Source organism: Roseburia sp. AM59-24XD (assembly GCF_003478445.1).
In the GTDB taxonomy this organism is placed as follows: Bacteria; Bacillota; Clostridia; order Lachnospirales; family Lachnospiraceae; genus Jutongia.
Map to the genome: position 1 here is coordinate 1 of NZ_QUET01000029.1, position 14,737 is coordinate 14,737.

At 41.3% G+C, this 14,737-nt stretch carries 17 protein-coding genes and 1 pseudogene; 2 read left to right on the forward strand and 16 right to left on the reverse strand.

Annotation, left to right across the window (positions count from 1 at the left end; translation table 11 throughout):
* Positions 1-193: 193 nt before the first annotated feature.
* From DXA20_RS13045 to DXA20_RS13110, 16 genes and pseudogenes are all read right to left on the reverse strand, one after another.
* Positions 194-1,084 (reverse strand): Fic family protein, encoded by an 891-nt coding sequence (locus DXA20_RS13045; protein WP_118561367.1) that lies wholly within the window; start codon positions 1,082-1,084, stop codon positions 194-196.
* Positions 1,085-1,636: 552 nt separating this feature from the next.
* Entirely contained in the window at positions 1,637-2,707 is a 1,071-nt protein-coding gene (locus DXA20_RS13050; protein WP_118561369.1) for a hypothetical protein, read from the reverse strand.
* Positions 2,704-3,222: an RNA polymerase sigma factor gene (locus tag DXA20_RS13055; RefSeq protein WP_022306355.1), complete on the reverse strand. Its 519-nt coding sequence runs from the start codon at positions 3,220-3,222 to the stop codon at positions 2,704-2,706. Before DXA20_RS13055 ends, DXA20_RS13050 begins: the two co-directional genes overlap by 4 nt.
* 117 nt (positions 3,223-3,339) lie before the next feature.
* Complete coding sequence (locus tag DXA20_RS13060) at positions 3,340-3,798, reverse strand: Wadjet anti-phage system protein JetD domain-containing protein (RefSeq protein ID WP_147403755.1); 459 nt, start codon at positions 3,796-3,798, stop codon at positions 3,340-3,342.
* The gene (locus DXA20_RS16880; protein WP_243100674.1) at positions 3,780-3,977 is read right to left on the reverse strand and encodes a hypothetical protein; all 198 of its coding nucleotides are present in this window, start codon (positions 3,975-3,977) and stop codon (positions 3,780-3,782) included. The genes DXA20_RS13060 and DXA20_RS16880 overlap by 19 nt, the downstream gene beginning before the upstream one ends.
* Positions 3,978-3,995: 18 nt before the next feature.
* A pseudogene (locus DXA20_RS18485) lies at positions 3,996-4,040 on the reverse strand (hypothetical protein); the annotation flags it as partial.
* Between the two features lie 20 nt (positions 4,041-4,060).
* Positions 4,061-4,255: a hypothetical protein gene (locus DXA20_RS16890; protein ID WP_243100667.1), complete on the reverse strand. Its 195-nt coding sequence runs from the start codon at positions 4,253-4,255 to the stop codon at positions 4,061-4,063.
* 54 nt (positions 4,256-4,309) lie between these two features.
* Positions 4,310-5,941: an HD-GYP domain-containing protein gene (locus DXA20_RS16895; protein WP_243100668.1), complete on the reverse strand. Its 1,632-nt coding sequence runs from the start codon at positions 5,939-5,941 to the stop codon at positions 4,310-4,312.
* A gap of 66 nt (positions 5,942-6,007) precedes the next feature.
* Positions 6,008-6,295, reverse strand: a complete 288-nt coding sequence (locus tag DXA20_RS13075) for a helix-turn-helix domain-containing protein (RefSeq protein ID WP_118561373.1) — start codon at positions 6,293-6,295, stop codon at positions 6,008-6,010.
* Entirely contained in the window at positions 6,282-6,647 is a 366-nt protein-coding gene (locus DXA20_RS13080) for a type II toxin-antitoxin system RelE/ParE family toxin (protein WP_118561375.1), read from the reverse strand. Before DXA20_RS13080 ends, DXA20_RS13075 begins: the two co-directional genes overlap by 14 nt.
* 101 nt (positions 6,648-6,748) lie before the next feature.
* On the reverse strand, positions 6,749-7,180 hold the full coding sequence (locus DXA20_RS13085; protein WP_118561377.1) for a hypothetical protein: 432 nt from the start codon (positions 7,178-7,180) through the stop codon (positions 6,749-6,751).
* Positions 7,181-7,207: 27 nt separating this feature from the next.
* Positions 7,208-7,528 carry a nucleotide pyrophosphohydrolase gene (locus tag DXA20_RS13090; protein WP_118561379.1) on the reverse strand — a complete coding sequence of 107 codons (321 nt, stop codon included), beginning with the start codon at positions 7,526-7,528 and terminating at the stop codon, positions 7,208-7,210.
* Positions 7,509-9,326: a DUF2075 domain-containing protein gene (locus DXA20_RS13095; RefSeq protein WP_118561381.1), complete on the reverse strand. Its 1,818-nt coding sequence runs from the start codon at positions 9,324-9,326 to the stop codon at positions 7,509-7,511. The genes DXA20_RS13090 and DXA20_RS13095 overlap by 20 nt, the downstream gene beginning before the upstream one ends.
* Positions 9,327-9,741: 415 nt before the next feature.
* Entirely contained in the window at positions 9,742-10,569 is an 828-nt protein-coding gene (locus tag DXA20_RS13100) for a cellulose binding domain-containing protein (RefSeq protein WP_118561382.1), read from the reverse strand.
* Positions 10,566-11,177, reverse strand: a complete 612-nt coding sequence (locus DXA20_RS16450) for a PT domain-containing protein (RefSeq protein ID WP_243100669.1) — start codon at positions 11,175-11,177, stop codon at positions 10,566-10,568. The genes DXA20_RS13100 and DXA20_RS16450 overlap by 4 nt, the downstream gene beginning before the upstream one ends.
* A gap of 68 nt (positions 11,178-11,245) precedes the next feature.
* On the reverse strand, positions 11,246-12,631 hold the full coding sequence (locus tag DXA20_RS13110; RefSeq protein WP_199877083.1) for a glycoside hydrolase family 5 protein: 1,386 nt from the start codon (positions 12,629-12,631) through the stop codon (positions 11,246-11,248).
* 953 nt (positions 12,632-13,584) lie between these two features.
* Here DXA20_RS13110 and DXA20_RS13115 point away from each other — a divergent pair.
* Positions 13,585-14,280: an alpha/beta hydrolase fold domain-containing protein gene (locus tag DXA20_RS13115; RefSeq protein ID WP_158577238.1), complete on the forward strand. Its 696-nt coding sequence runs from the start codon at positions 13,585-13,587 to the stop codon at positions 14,278-14,280.
* Positions 14,281-14,310: 30 nt separating this feature from the next.
* Complete coding sequence (locus DXA20_RS16900; protein ID WP_243100670.1) at positions 14,311-14,688, forward strand: hypothetical protein; 378 nt, start codon at positions 14,311-14,313, stop codon at positions 14,686-14,688.
* The last annotated feature ends 49 nt before the right edge of the window (positions 14,689-14,737 follow it).

Sequence of the window (14,737 nt, forward strand, 5' to 3'; positions counted from 1 at the left end):
CCGGCGGGTGCAAGTGCCTCTCGAAACATCCGAATCCCACCTTGGGGCGAATACGGAAGGATGTGTTTATCAAAAATCAAAGCAGCAAAGCAATTAGTCTTTTCGAAATTCGTAAGTGACAAGACAATTTTTTAGTCACAGTTCACGGATTTTTAATGCATTCACCCCACGCATCATATTGTTTTGTTCAATTTCAATACATAATCCTAAAATAATCCAAATACACCTTATACTTGTCCTGCGCGGTCAGGCAGGTATCTGTCAGATATCCTTTTTCGTCATCCCATTCTTTCAATCCACGATAATAAAACATCTTCAGGTTATCCTCTATAATAAACGGAACAACATTATATTTCAAACATTCCATAAACATGATCAATCTTCCCACACGACCGTTGCCGTCCTGGAACGGATGAATCCGCTCAAACTTCACATGGAAGTCCAGTATGTCCTCAAAGGTCTTTGCTTCCTTGGCGTTATATTCTGTCAGCAAGGCCTTCATTTTATCGGCAACTTCTTCTGGAAGGGCTGTATCCCTGCCACCGACTTCATTCGGAAGTTTCTTATAATCACCAACAGCAAACCAATCTTTTCTGGAATCACTGGTGCCATTCTTCAAAACCAAGTGAAGTTCTTTGATGAACTTCTCCGTCAAAGCTGCTTTTGCATGATCAATAATCATGTCAATGCAACGGAAGTGATTTGCCGTTTCGATCACATCATCCACATTCAGCACACCATTTTCTACACCTATAGTATTGGTCTCAAAAATATATCTTGTCTGATCATGTGTCAGTCGACTGCCCTCGATATGATTAGAATTGTATGTTAACTCAATCTGTGTCTTATGGTAAATTCCGCCGGAATACTGATCTGTTTTCTGCTCCTGCAAAATTTCCAGCAATGTAATCGGCTGCTCTTTCTTCTTGTTGGAACGCTCAGGTTTATCTGCATTTTCAGGAATTTTCCAAGTCTTACCGGCAAGAAGTGCACCGTTCACACGTCCGTGAGCACAATAATTTCTTACACTACGCTCTGATATATTCCATTTTTTTGCTATTTCAGCAACTGAAACGTATCTCATCTGCCATCCTCCATCATAACTTCCAAAACACACCAATCTACTTTTAACAAATCATGAATTCGCAACGCAAGGGAGCTTGTTCACTTGCGTAGAATTCTTGAACGACAAAATCTTAAAGCGCAATGCGTGACAGATGCATAGCATCTGGATTTTGGAGTTAATATATCACAAATTCGCACCCCTTCGGCAAAAAATTCGATAAAACTATGCTTTTACCCTTGCAGATATTATATCACATTATCGGCAAAATTCCCAGCATTCATTCCTATTGCTATTTTATTTTTAGCCGATAAAAACCACCCTCTTTCACTTCAAAAAAGGCATTAACTTTCCCTGCATTTCCCCACAAAAAGAAACCCGGAATTAGCTCCGGGTCTCTTTCGAATCTGGCAAATATATCTTTTTTTTACGGTAATTATCGTACTATCGTTACGAACCATTCCTACTCCACATTCACCGGACGATATACCGTGTAAGTATAGGTTCCGTCTTCGTTTGGTGTAATTGTTTCACCATAGGTTCCTGCAAATGTTCCGTCAGATGAAAAGGAGATCACGTTCTCGACGCCGACCTCGTATAGGTGCTCACGTTGTAATCTGACTCTCCCGCATCCGATTTCACATGAATACTGCCATCTGCTCCGGCATTGCAAGTTTCCTGCACAACAACTTCGGCATGTTTTTTGACATATGCCTGCGCCTTCTTTGATGTGAGTGTGCGAAATTTCATGAATTTCTGCTCCCACTCGCTTGTCAGGCTTTCCTCGGACTTAGAGCCCGCATTTGCAGCTGCTTTATTTTCGTTCTTTTCTTTCTCTGCAGTCTTCGTGTTTTCCTTCCCCCCGATTTTCTCAAAATACTGCTCTGCTGCCGCATCATCCGCCTTTGACTTATCCAGTGGAATCGTAAAAAGTGCCTTCATTCCGTCAAAGTCTTTGTTGACAGTATAATCACCGGTCTTTTTATTCATTACAAATGCCTGCGACTCATTTCCGAAGCTTTCCACAATGCCCATATAGACACCCTGATTGGCAAACATCTCTAAATTGTCGCATTCCAGAAGCTCATACTGCACACCATCCTGCACAAAGGATGTTACTCCGGCGTTTAATGCTGCGTTATTGACATTCTGAAATCTTTTACCGTGGACCAATGCGGAAACACAAAAGGTCTGATAATTATCATCCGTGTTATCCGGCATTGCTTTACCGTCTTCCCGTGCGATGGCAGCGACCGCATACGTTTTCGTCTGATCAACTGCCTCCGATGTAACCGAACTTAAATTCTTTCCGGAAACGATTCCCATCAGTGTGATATCATATCCTGCCGTCTTCTGCGTCTCATTTACCATGATCGCATCTTTGCTCTCAAATGCCTTTGCTAATGCTCCATCCTCCGTTATCTGCTCCGCCACCTGTGAAGGTGTAAGATAACGGTATGCCGCATATGCCGATGCAGATCCAACAACAAGAATTGCAATTGCCGCTGCTACACTTAATTTCCATGTTCTATGTTTCATATTCTGTGTCCCCTTTACCTTTTTTACAATGGATGCATTCAGGCTTTTTTCTGGAACACAGTCCGGCAGAAGATTTTCTTTTAAAAATTCGTCCATTTCTTTCATAAAAAGTAATCCTCCAATTCTGTTTTCAACAATTTCCTGGCTTTATAGAGACGACTTTTTACCGTCCCCTGCGGAATAGACAAAAGTTTCGCAATAGACGCAACGTTCTGGTTCTCCATATAATAGAGCAAAATTGGGATCCGGTACACATCCGGAAGACCATCAACAGCCTTCCACAAGTGCGCTCTTTCTTCCTCTTTCACAACCCGTTCCACCATGTCGCTCCCGGAAACATCCGTACACTCTTCCAATGCTTCCTCCGTCACTTGCGGAGCGATCCGGCTGCGCCACGCCCGTTTTCGCACGCGGTTTTTCCATAGGCGGATCACGATTGATAACAGATAGCTTTTCGGATTATCCCCATACCGAATGGATGCTATCTTTCGGGTTGCTTCTAAAAAAGTATCCTGATACAGATCATCTGCGCTCTCTTTTTCTTTTGCCAGGTGCATGCAAAATGAGTAAATATCTTTCCCATAAAGCAAAATGCACTGTTCCAGTTCCTGAATTGTCATATTAGTTACTTCCCGTGTACACGAATTTCGAAAAGCTTTCCTGCCTTTCACTTATACATTGTCATAACTTTGACATCCGTTCACACAATTTACCACATTGTGCGCAGCCGAGATAACCTAACTTACACTTCCATTAATTTCAAACTGATAATTTCCTGTTCCAGCTTCACTCTGTGTTCCAGCATGTATTTTATTACATCCCTGTATTCCGGCATTACTGCCAGCTCCTGCATCAATATCCCCGAAATGCAGGTATGTAACACTCGGGTTACTTTCATATATCTTCCTGATGAAATCTCTTTGATCCCGATTCGCATAGCCTCCCAGATAGAATGTCACTGTATTTTCTTTCTTATACCTGAGATACGATGTTCTGTTCTCAATCGTCATAAATGTCGTGGCAAGAAGCTGCACACATTCTATCTTAGATAATTCAGAAACTGTAAATTCGATTCCCTCATCAAATTCACTGATGTCAATATCTTTCCCGCACATTCGTATCAACGCCTTGCCGCGAATGGATATTTTCTGTGGTTCTTTAAATACATGATATTTTTTCAAAATCTCATCTGACAATATGTATTCTCCGTCTGATAATGTCTGTCCGGGAATTGGTACAGTATTATTTTTAATTTACCGCATTCTTCATGACAGATCGGCGAGCGATTCTCATACTCCCTGATCAATGTTTCAAGCTTTTGCAGCTTCTGCTCCTTCATAAAACCGAGCATGATCTTAACATTGACCGGATCCATTTTCGCAAATGGCTCATCAATGAAAACCAGCCTGGTTGAATTGTTTTTGTCATTATATATCATCAACAGTGCGGATAACAGAATCAGAATATATGGTATCTGTACCTCTGCGCCTGATTAAAACCGGACTGCTTTGACAATTTCGCCTTATTCAAAACATCATTGGATACCAAAATCTCATAATTCATATAATTTCGATAATCTGCATAACGCTCGATTTTCTCCTTATCGTCACTGGAAACAATCCGGTTAATGATTTTTTTCATTTCATTTTCCAATTCGTCTCCTCTGTCATTCGAAAATCAATCACCAAAACGCGATTAATTTTCATTTCACTCATGCAACCGGTACTCCGTATCCGCGTCGATCACCTCCAGCATGATTCTGGCAAATTCCGGATCAAACTGCTTCCCAATTCCCCGCTCGATTTCTTTCCGGACAACTTCCTGATCCAGGCAATCACGGTAGCTCCGGTTGGAGGTCATCGCATCATACGCATCTGCTACCGCAATGATCCTTGAAATTTCGGAGATATCCTCGCCTTTCATCTGATCCGGATAACCGGTTCCGTCATATTTTTCATGGTGCCATCTTGCACCCACGGCAACGTCCGGAATCTCTGATATTTCGGAAAGAATTTCGCTTCCGATCACCGGATGCTTTTTCATTTCTGCAAATTCTTCGTCTGTCAGACGCCCCGGTTTATTGATAATAGTGTCTGCAACACCGATCTTGCCGACATCATGCAGCAGCGCTGCATATTCCAGCTGCTTCAGCTTCTGTTTATCGTAGCCATACTTCTCGCCGATCATGACAGAATACTGTGCTACTCTTGTAGAATGACCTTTCGTGTATTGATCCTTCGCCTCAATTGTTTTGCTGAGCGTATGAACGAGCTGATCCGAAATATGCTCTGTTTTCTCAATCAAAATCTGCTGTTCCATAACCTTTTCTTCTGCCGTGGCATCGGTCGCCATAAGTACAACGCCGTAACTGTCCCCATAAACGTCCCTGGATACAACCGCCTGAATATTGCAGGATATTTTTGTTTTGACGGACAACAAATGCTCCGCAAGCTTCTTTCCATTCATAATACGTTCAAACTGCTCTTCGCTGCAGTCAAACAATTCCGTCAATGAATATCGCTCATCCTCATTCACGCCCAAAAGCTTCTGCGCGTACTGATTGCAGCTATCGACATTTCCTTCGCAATCAAGTGCCAGAATTGCAATTCGCGCTTCATTATAAATCACATCGGAAATATTTTCCCGGGATATGCTGAACGTATTTTCCTTCTTCGTCAAAAAAAGGGTTCCAATAAAAGCGATCGCCACACCCATTCCGGAGCTTGGATAGGATGGAATGTGAAACAACGGCAGCAATGTGTCCGGCAAAGCTGCGATGAACATGATCAAATTGATCAATACAATTTTCAACGCATACATATGCTGTCTTTTCAACGACATTCTTTTAAAACAAAGCCACACCAGCAGCACCCAGAACACCAGATAAAACATGATATAAAAATAATGATAATAGACCACCGGTGACATGCTCGTATAATACGCCGTTCTTCCATGAATGGTAAAATATTCGTGGATCGGTGCCAGCCCAAAAATGATCCAGTCCCCAATCGACAAAATGACTCCAAGCGCTCCAAATATGTAATAGGACGCCGTGTTCATCTCCGTCAGTCTGCCGACAAAATATCCGAACACGATCATGTAGATGTCAAACGCAAGAATCAGCAAATAGAAAAAACCATTATAGAAAGCCGCCTTCGTGGAAATGCTGTATCCAATCAGCGACAAATTCCACATGGTTGCTGCAATTCCCATTGTCAGAATCAGATAATTTTTTCTTTTGTCGTTAAATACATTGGACCGGTAAAAAGATACCGTTGCAACAGCGCATAACGCAGCGCTGACTGCCAGTATAACGACTGTAATCATTCCTAATGTCATGATGTTGCTTCTCCTTTTTCATCGTTTTAAACGAAACAGCCCCACTATATTGAGTGAGGCATAATACTAAATATTCTGTTTAGGTACAAATTCAATTTTAAGCACCATCCCCAATCCATCCGCCAATCTTTTCAACAAATTGACAGATGGATTCCTTGTTCCATTCTCAAGCTTACTAATGTCAGCCTGATTGATACCTGTACGCTCCGCCAGTTCTTTCTGTGTCATATTCTGAGAAGTACGGGCATCTACGATAGCTTTTATAACATCCATTTCCGGCTGAATCGCTTCATATTCTTTTCTAAATTCATCATCCTGTAACTGCTTAGAAAGCATGTCATCAAATGTTCTCATCGTTCATCACCCTTTCTATGAAATCCTTTCTTCTATCCTTTGCAATCTGTATCTCTTCTTTCGGAGTTTTCTGTGTCTTTTTAACAAAGCCGTTCGTCAATATTATTTTCCCCTCATAATAGAAAAAATATAAAACTCTGGTAATATCACTTCCAAATTTACAACGTAATTCAAATATTCCATCCTCTAAATGCTTGCTATATGGTTCTCTAAGCATATTCCCTTTCTCTTGTAAGATTCCCAATAATCCAAATATCTTAGCTCGCATTTTAGGATTAACAGAATCCAGAAATTCTTCTACCGGAACTTCGCCACTTTCCTTTTCATATGCTATCAACTTAAATTCTATCATGCCATCTCCTTTGTAATTATTTTATGGCATATATGCCATAATGTCAATTAGTTATTAAAATATATACTTGCATTTACTATGACATAATTATGCTTTTTCTATCATAACCCTTGGCAGCCTACCTTTTTCACTGCCAGTTCAAGCTCCAAATCTCGAAGCCCATAATAGCTAATTTTCAGGAAATCAAGAGGTGCCTTTGTTAACACCTCCGAGCTTGGAATATTATAATACCATTGATAGTATGCATAAAATTCTCCGATCCACATCGGCATAAATCCTTCAAGAGCTCGCCCATTTTTTAAGCAAAAATTTTCCGTTTTGCAAAAATATTCCCACAATTCCCTGTAATCCATTGTATTAACATACGCCATCGATTCATCAATGCTCTTTCTTGTTTTACTTTTCATATAAGTCTCAATGAAATCCTCTGTATTTTTCTCCGGATATGACATTGCCACCATATCAAACAGCTTCCCCTGATTTTCTACAACGTCTGATAAATACACGTCTGAATACGCCCGTGCTTTTCTCATTTTCTCCACCAATAAACCAGCCCCCCCCTATAACATGTCATATTTATCCGCTTTTCCTTTCGCCTTCTCTACCGGATACTTTGCTTCATTCATGGTCATTTTCATATTCACAATTTCATCGGCGTCCAGTCCAAGCTTATCTAATAAATTTTGACTATACACTATAACATCTGCCAATTCTTCTTTTACATGCTGTAGATCATACTCTTCATCAGACCATTGAAAACACTCTAACAATTCTGCTGCTTCAATTACTATTGATTTAGCAAGATTCGCCGGTGAATGAAACTGATCCCAGTCACGATCTTCTGTAAATTTCCTGATTCTATTAATTGTCTTCATTTCCATTATAGTCACCCCCTGCTGTTACACTATTTGCCCTTGATACAAATTGCTTTAAATATTCACGCATGTTAGGATTACATGCATATACATAGCAGCCATGTATGCCTCTGGTCAAAATTGTTGTATACGTATTCAATATTAACTGTTTCAAATGATTCTTATCTGTGTTTTGTTTTACCTTCTTATCCATATATTTATCTAAGTTAATCTCCAGTGAATTGGTCTCATAGTTATAATCGATTTCCTCTCCAAATATAACTCCAACATAATTCATATCATAACCTTGAACCGTATGAATGCATCCAATCGTACAGTGCGAGTCCCTCCTCGTTGCCCATCCTTTATCCGTTAAATTCCAAATATATTTATAACCTTCGATTTCAATATCAAATGCTCCTGTTCGAACCAGCATGTCATAACATTCCATATTATCTTTTGGTCGTTTGGACGGGCGGGTTGTCCATTTCCAGGAATAACCTGCCGCAGTTTTGCATAATCCAATTTGGTCGTCTTTTCTTCTTATATTTTCTATCATCATATTGACATCATCAAATAATAAGAAATCATAATTCTCCATTGTTTCAAATTTTTTCCGTCTACACTCCATAATTGCTTTTACGTATTCAATATATGTCTCTCCTCCCAGGCAGCGCATTTGAGTCTCTAATTGATGTCTTACCACGTTTTTAGCATACTTGTTTAAGGAGTTCTGATATTCATCATAGCTTATATCGGAAGATTTAACGCTTTGATATTCATCATAAAATAATACAACATGCTTTGCTGATTTCAAAATCCATTCGAGCTGATTTGTTCTTTCGCTATCAAGGTTCAACTTCTGACTTGTGTCATCAAAAGATTTATAATTTGTAATATTGCATCTTTTCGAAAGTCTATGTGATTCATCTACAAAAATAATATCATAATCATCCTTGACCACATCACAGGGAGCAATAACCATTCTACGTTCTAATCCATTTCCACATTCTTTAAATACTTTTTTTATCGTCTCACGAATTCCTGACATCGGCATGACAAATCCTATTTTAAAAAGTTTCCCACCGCGCTCCTTAAGTATATAGTTCTTTAACCTCAAAAGTGCGCTTCTTTTGCCTTCATCAATATCATCAAACTCCCGTGCTTCTCCGTCTAATAATTCGTCATCTATATTTACTGCATTTATAAAAGAGTTAATAAGACTTATAGCTAATACTGTTTTTCCTGTTCCTGCACAACCATTTACAAGACTCACTCCTGTATTATCTGTTTCAAAAGTATTTAATATGTCATTTATAATGCATACGCTCACTTCATTTTGCTCAACTGACAAAGCATTGTATGGAGAATATTTAAAAATATTTTCATTTTCTATAACTTTCAAAGACTTTTCCGCCAGTCCTTTTTTCTGTAACTGTTTCCACAAGTCTTTGAACTGATTTCTATAATATCTACGATTAAAATAATCATGTGCCGCCTGTTGCCCTTTATTTTTATTTAAAATCTTTCTAAATCTTATATCTGCAGAACAATATTTGATAAGCTTTTGTTCATAATCTAACACAACGGACTTATTATACTCACCGTCAAAAATAATCTCTACAATTTCAAGAGAATTCTTTTCACTATTTTTTAAATGCTGATGCATCCGCGTTGCTGCACTTGTTGTTTCACCAATATAAATAGCATCTTCGTTATGAATAAGATATACTACCGGCCAATTTACGCCCTTGGGCGTATTCCTAATTCTTTCAAGTCCATTCTCGTCAAAGGAATAAGATACTATATTACTTTTTTCTACCATAATAAATCCCTCTCGATCCATCAATTTCATTCAATAATCATATAATGTTTATAATACATTTTTAAAACCACTATTTTAATATATACATTTTTTATTCTCCCCTCATCTTTTTCTCAACATCACATGAAGCCACTTCTCCTCATGTTTGGAATCTGTATCTTGTACTCCATATGTTAATTAATTATATTATAAGAAGATTTCCCCAACCTGTCTATATAACATCCGCCTCACCACCAATATTTCATGCGAAAAGTTTCCATATATCATGTCACCAAACAAACACAGCCGGTACGCCCTCTCGGTCGTACCGGCTGCATCCGTCTGGAACAAATTCCTTCGTCCCAAACCTCATTATATTAATACATATGGCAAATAAAATTTGGTTTTGTGAATGAAAAAAATCTTTTCGGAGTAGTTACTTCATAACGATATCCGTGATCACCGGAGAATCGCTTCCGGCGCCGACACCACAATTTAATGTCATTGTCTTTCCGGCTGCCCAGTTGCCGTCCCAGCCAGGATTGCTTACACGGTAACGGTTATTGCCGAGGCTGACGCACTCGCCGCTCCACATAGATGTGATCTCGCGGTCTAATGTGAACTCTACGGTCCATCCGTTTGTGTAGCTTACGCCGGTCTCGTTGGTCAGAGTGATCTGGGCGATTCCGCCGCTTCCCCAGTTACTTGTGAGCTTCACACTGCCTGTTACCTTAGAGTCACCGGCAGGTGTCGTTGTTGGTGCAGTTGTTGGTGCTGCTGTCGGAGCAACAGTCGGTGCTACGGTTGGTGCAATTGTCGGTGCTGCTGTTGGCGCCTCAGTTGGGGCAACGGTTGGAGCTACGGTCGGTGCTTCTGTTGGAGCTACCGTTGGCTCCGGTGTTTCACCGTCGGTGCTTGCAATAGAAAGGCTGACGATCTTGCCGCCATTCCATACAGACAGGCACAGATAAGTTACACTGGAGTTTGTTTTGATGTTTAATGTGTTCTTCAGTTCTTTTACGGTGTAAACTTTGGTAACCTCTTCGGTTGCATTGCTTGCTGCAGAGTAGTTGTCACCATTCTGCCATGTATTGTCTACCGATGCGCCCCATCCGAGGATTCCCCAGTTTGCATGGGATGGATCGGTACATGTGTAAACAACGGTTACAATATCATCATCGGATGCATTCATGAGCCATGACGGATCATTGGTTGCATAGGTAGATGTCAGGTTGGATGCGATCACTTTCTTTCCTGTGATCACAGAGCCTGCGTCGGTGCTGCCGTTGGCGCCTTTGTCGGAGCCACGGTTGGTGCTACGGTCGGCTTTGCAGTCGGTGCCTTTGTCGGAGCTACCGTTGGTGCTGCCGTTGGCTTCGCATCGCTTCCGTTGATTCCGGATACCGTAAAGTTCATTTTTACAGAGTTTACGGTCTGATAATTTACATTGTTGAAATATGCTTTGTAATTTGCATTTTCTACGGTTACATTGTTGACATGGGTGTTGGCCCATACGTTGATGAATGAGAAATTAAAGATCGGGCAGATCAGACCATCATCGGATGCCTTCTGTGATACATCGTATGTGAAGGTATCGTTTTTCATGGTGTACTTCTGTCCGTTGATCTCAAAGGACTTCACTTTAATGGTTGCTTTATCAAATACAGATGCCTCATCATCTGCCGCGTTAATGTCCTTAATGTAAAGTGAACCGATGTTCTGCAGCTGGCTCTTTGTTGCATCGAGAGACAGAGAGAAATCTCCGCCGTCCGAATAAATGTCAACATACTCATCGCTGATCACTGACTGCCAGCTTGCTGTCTCCAACAGGTACATTTTAGCGCGTACATAATTAGCCTGAGGAACTGTCACCTCACAGGTTGCCTTGTAGCCGAGTGGTACGGATGCAGTGATCGTACATGTTCCGGCACCAACAGCGGTTACCTGTCCCTTGGAATTAACGGTTGCAACGGCTTCATCGCTGGAGCTCCATAAACCTTATCCTTGCTGTCTGCCGGTGTTAATGTTGCGGTAAGCTGCTGCTTCTCGTCTCCGATGTGGATGGTCATGGAGGACTGACTCAATGTGATTCCGGTTGCAGTTGCAGACTCGTTTCCGCCATAAACCTCCATCATTGCATCCATCAGCTCCTGATGAACGACCTTGTTGGAATAACGGTCAATGATTGCAAAGCCGTAATCGCCATTATAACCATTGTCCCATGCTACCGGAATCATTCCGTACTGCTTTGCATAATAGCAGACCTTCTGGTAATATTCCGCACGGCAGGTCTTATTCTGACTGTCATAATTTTCTTTATTGATGGCACCAAACTCGCCGATCACCACAGGATATCCCTGGGAAACAAATTTGGTGTACATTTTCTTGAATTGGGAAACCATGTAAGATTCATCGCCCCAGCTTGCTTTCTTGGACGCATCGGTTACGCTGTCGCCCCACTGGGTCGTTGCTCCGGACTCCGTTCCACAGAAATCCCATGGATCGTAGTAATGAACAGAGATCATGATTCTCTTCTGTCCGGAAGCGATGTTTGAAGATAAATAATTGTCGGTCGGCATTTCAAAGCCGTAATCCCCTGCGGTATAATCGATGTTCGTATTCCAGCCCGGGATCAGCAGCCATCTCTGGTTATTATTGCCGCCGGATTTACGCACGGTATCAACGAAGATCTGATTGTACGCATTTATATTTGCATAAGCCGTTCTGCTAGGTGTTCCATAGGTTCCGTCGAACTCCTCGTTCATGGACTCAAAGATCAGATGCTCATCGTAATTTTTGAAACGATCTGCGATCTGTTCCCAGCATGCTTTGTATTTTGCTTTAATCTGGGTCTGGTTACCGCTGCCGCATAACAGCCATCCGCCATTTACTGTAGTGTATCCGTCTCCGTGCATATTCACGATCGCATACATATCATTATCCACGCAGTAATCAACAACCTGCTGTACACGATCAAGCCATGAAGAGTCGATCTTGTATCCATTGTTATCGTCGATCATGCTGAGATAAGAAACCGGAATACGGATAGATTTGAAACCGGCATCCTTTGCTGCTAACACAAGATCTTCCGTAAGCTTTGGATTACCATAAGCGGTTTCATTTGGCGTTCCTGAACTTGCAGCCTCCAACGAGTTACCGAGATTGTACCCGACACCCATCGCCTCCGTGATCTGCGACTGGTTCAGGTTCTGAAAACTACTGCCGGCAGCCTGTGCCGTTTTCGCCGTCATATTGGGTAACGACAGCGACGTTGCAACCATTGCCATACTCAGGACAATGGCCATTGCTTTCTTACATAAAGCCATAAGATTCTCCTTCCCGGCTGATCAGAATATAATTTCTGCAGAAAGCACAAACAAATGTACTGTCCCATAAACAGTACACACGTTTCAAACAAAGCAATCCTATATCTGAAAAATAACCGTCCTGAATTCCGGATATAAGAAACGACAAAAAGCAGTTATAAAACCTATGTTATATAACCTGTTTTTCATGATCACTCTGTTATTTTTGTGCAGAAAAAAGACATCCTTTGTCCCCACAAAAAATGTCTTTACACATCCTAATCACGCCCAATACATTACTGAAACAACTCCCCCACAGAGTCGTTTCGTTTGCTACAAAAACATATTATCATCACTGCTAAAAATATGCAATACAAATTTTTTATTTTGGTATACGATTATTACATTTTGCATGCAAAAAACAGCACAATATTTTTCTAAAACTTATTCCTTATTTTTCATTTATAATTCTTTCATTTTATCTTAGCGATTGTGTCTGTCCGTTAAATGGGACAGATCAATTTTCTTCATGATTGCCGTCACCACCCTTTATCCTCCCGCCCCATGCTGACCGGAATTTCTTTTTTCACACTCTCCGTAAAAAGCTCATGATTGACATTCTGCATCATATGGCAATCGATCAGACGATCTTTGATCAGGTAAGTAAAATTTTTGCAATTATATCATATCTTTAAAAAATAAAAATACTCATTGAATCTGCCTCAATAATTCGGTATGATAGAAGAAGCAATACAAATGAGAGCGGGTTAATCTTATGAGACAGTTTATTAAAAATATGTTTTACAGGCAGCGCGAGGATTTTAACAGGGAGTATGCAAACCGGAACGATCGGTTTACTTTTCCGGATAACGTTACGATGACGCTTGATATCCCTATGCTCCTGATCACGACAAGGCACACCGCTGGACATTTTCCAGCCGAATTCTGCACCGTCTTCTCCCGAGGCACTTCCTGTGATCGTAAATGTTCACGGCGGGGGGCTTTTGCTTGGCAACAAGGAATTTAACCAATACTTCTGTGCCAAATTGTGTACACTGGGATTTCTGGTGTTTAATGTGGAATACCGGCTTATTCCGGATTGTCAGATTTATGATCAGATTGCGGATATTTTCCTTGCACTCGATTTTATACAGGGTCAACTTGCAAAGTATCAGGGTGATCAGGACAAGGTCTATGCGGTCGGAGACAGCGGCGGAGCCTGTCTTCTTGTATATACTGCGGCAGCACAGCGCAATCCGAAGGTCGCACAGGCAGCCGGGGTCACACCATCTGCTTTGCCATTAAATGCGCTTGGACTGATCAGCGGTATGTTTTACACGAATAAGCCGGATCAGATCGGACTGTTTATGCCCAGATATCTTTACGGGAAACATTATAAGAAATCAGCATTTGCACCATATGTCAACCCGGAGCATCCGGATATTATCCGGTCTCTGCCACCATGCTTTCTTGTGACAAGTGGCAAAGATCATCTGCGTCACTACACAATGCAGTTTAAAATGGCACTGGATGCCGCCCGGATGGAGTCCGCAATCATGGACTTTCCGGATGATAAACGGCTGACACACGCCTTCAGCGCTTTTGAACCGGAGCTGCCGGAGAGCACACAGACACTTGAGGCGATTGCCGAATATATACGACAATTTTAGGGGTTATTTCTGAAAGGCACAGGTATTTATATGAATTATGACGAAAAACTTTTCAAGGAAAAAGCAAACCGCAAGGCGCGCAAAATATGGCTTATTTTTGCGATCCTGTTGTCCGCCAACTACGGATCTGATTTTTCAAACGGTCTGTACAGCACCAGATATTATCTGATCTTTCTGGCTCTTTGCTGGATTCCGTTTATTACCGGAGAGATCCTGCTTCGAACCCGGGGCTGGAATACGGAACGCTACAAACTCGATCTGGTGATCGGTTATGGTATTTTCTATACATATGTGATCTGTACGACCTCGTCGCCGATCGCATTTACTTATGTTCTTCCCGTTACCAGTCTTCTGGTGATCTATAAGGATCAGCTTTTCATGCGGTACTGCGGCATTGTGAATGCCTGATCATTATTGGCAGCTCCATTTACCGCTACGCTGTTCTTGGTATGAACTC

Excerpts from the sequence above, each read along its gene's own strand:
- DXA20_RS13045 (WP_118561367.1), bottom strand. The coding sequence starts at position 1,084 with ATGAGATACGTTTCAGTTGCTGAAATAGCAAAAAAATGGAATATATCA.
- DXA20_RS13050 (WP_118561369.1), bottom strand. The coding sequence starts at position 2,707 with ATGAAAGAAATGGACGAATTTTTAAAAGAAAATCTTCTGCCGGACTGT.
- DXA20_RS13055 (WP_022306355.1), bottom strand. The coding sequence starts at position 3,222 with ATGACAATTCAGGAACTGGAACAGTGCATTTTGCTTTATGGGAAAGAT.
- DXA20_RS16880 (WP_243100674.1), bottom strand. The coding sequence starts at position 3,977 with ATGGATCCGGTCAATGTTAAGATCATGCTCGGTTTTATGAAGGAGCAG.
- DXA20_RS16895 (WP_243100668.1), bottom strand. The coding sequence starts at position 5,941 with ATGACATTAGGAATGATTACAGTCGTTATACTGGCAGTCAGCGCTGCG.
- DXA20_RS13075 (WP_118561373.1), bottom strand. The coding sequence starts at position 6,295 with ATGAGAACATTTGATGACATGCTTTCTAAGCAGTTACAGGATGATGAA.
- DXA20_RS13080 (WP_118561375.1), bottom strand. The coding sequence starts at position 6,647 with ATGATAGAATTTAAGTTGATAGCATATGAAAAGGAAAGTGGCGAAGTT.
- DXA20_RS13085 (WP_118561377.1), bottom strand. The coding sequence starts at position 7,180 with ATGAGAAAAGCACGGGCGTATTCAGACGTGTATTTATCAGACGTTGTA.
- DXA20_RS13090 (WP_118561379.1), bottom strand. The coding sequence starts at position 7,528 with ATGGAAATGAAGACAATTAATAGAATCAGGAAATTTACAGAAGATCGT.
- DXA20_RS13095 (WP_118561381.1), bottom strand. The coding sequence starts at position 9,326 with ATGGTAGAAAAAAGTAATATAGTATCTTATTCCTTTGACGAGAATGGA.
- DXA20_RS13110 (WP_199877083.1), bottom strand. The coding sequence starts at position 12,631 with ATGGCTTTATGTAAGAAAGCAATGGCCATTGTCCTGAGTATGGCAATG.
- DXA20_RS16900 (WP_243100670.1), top strand. The coding sequence starts at position 14,311 with ATGAATTATGACGAAAAACTTTTCAAGGAAAAAGCAAACCGCAAGGCG.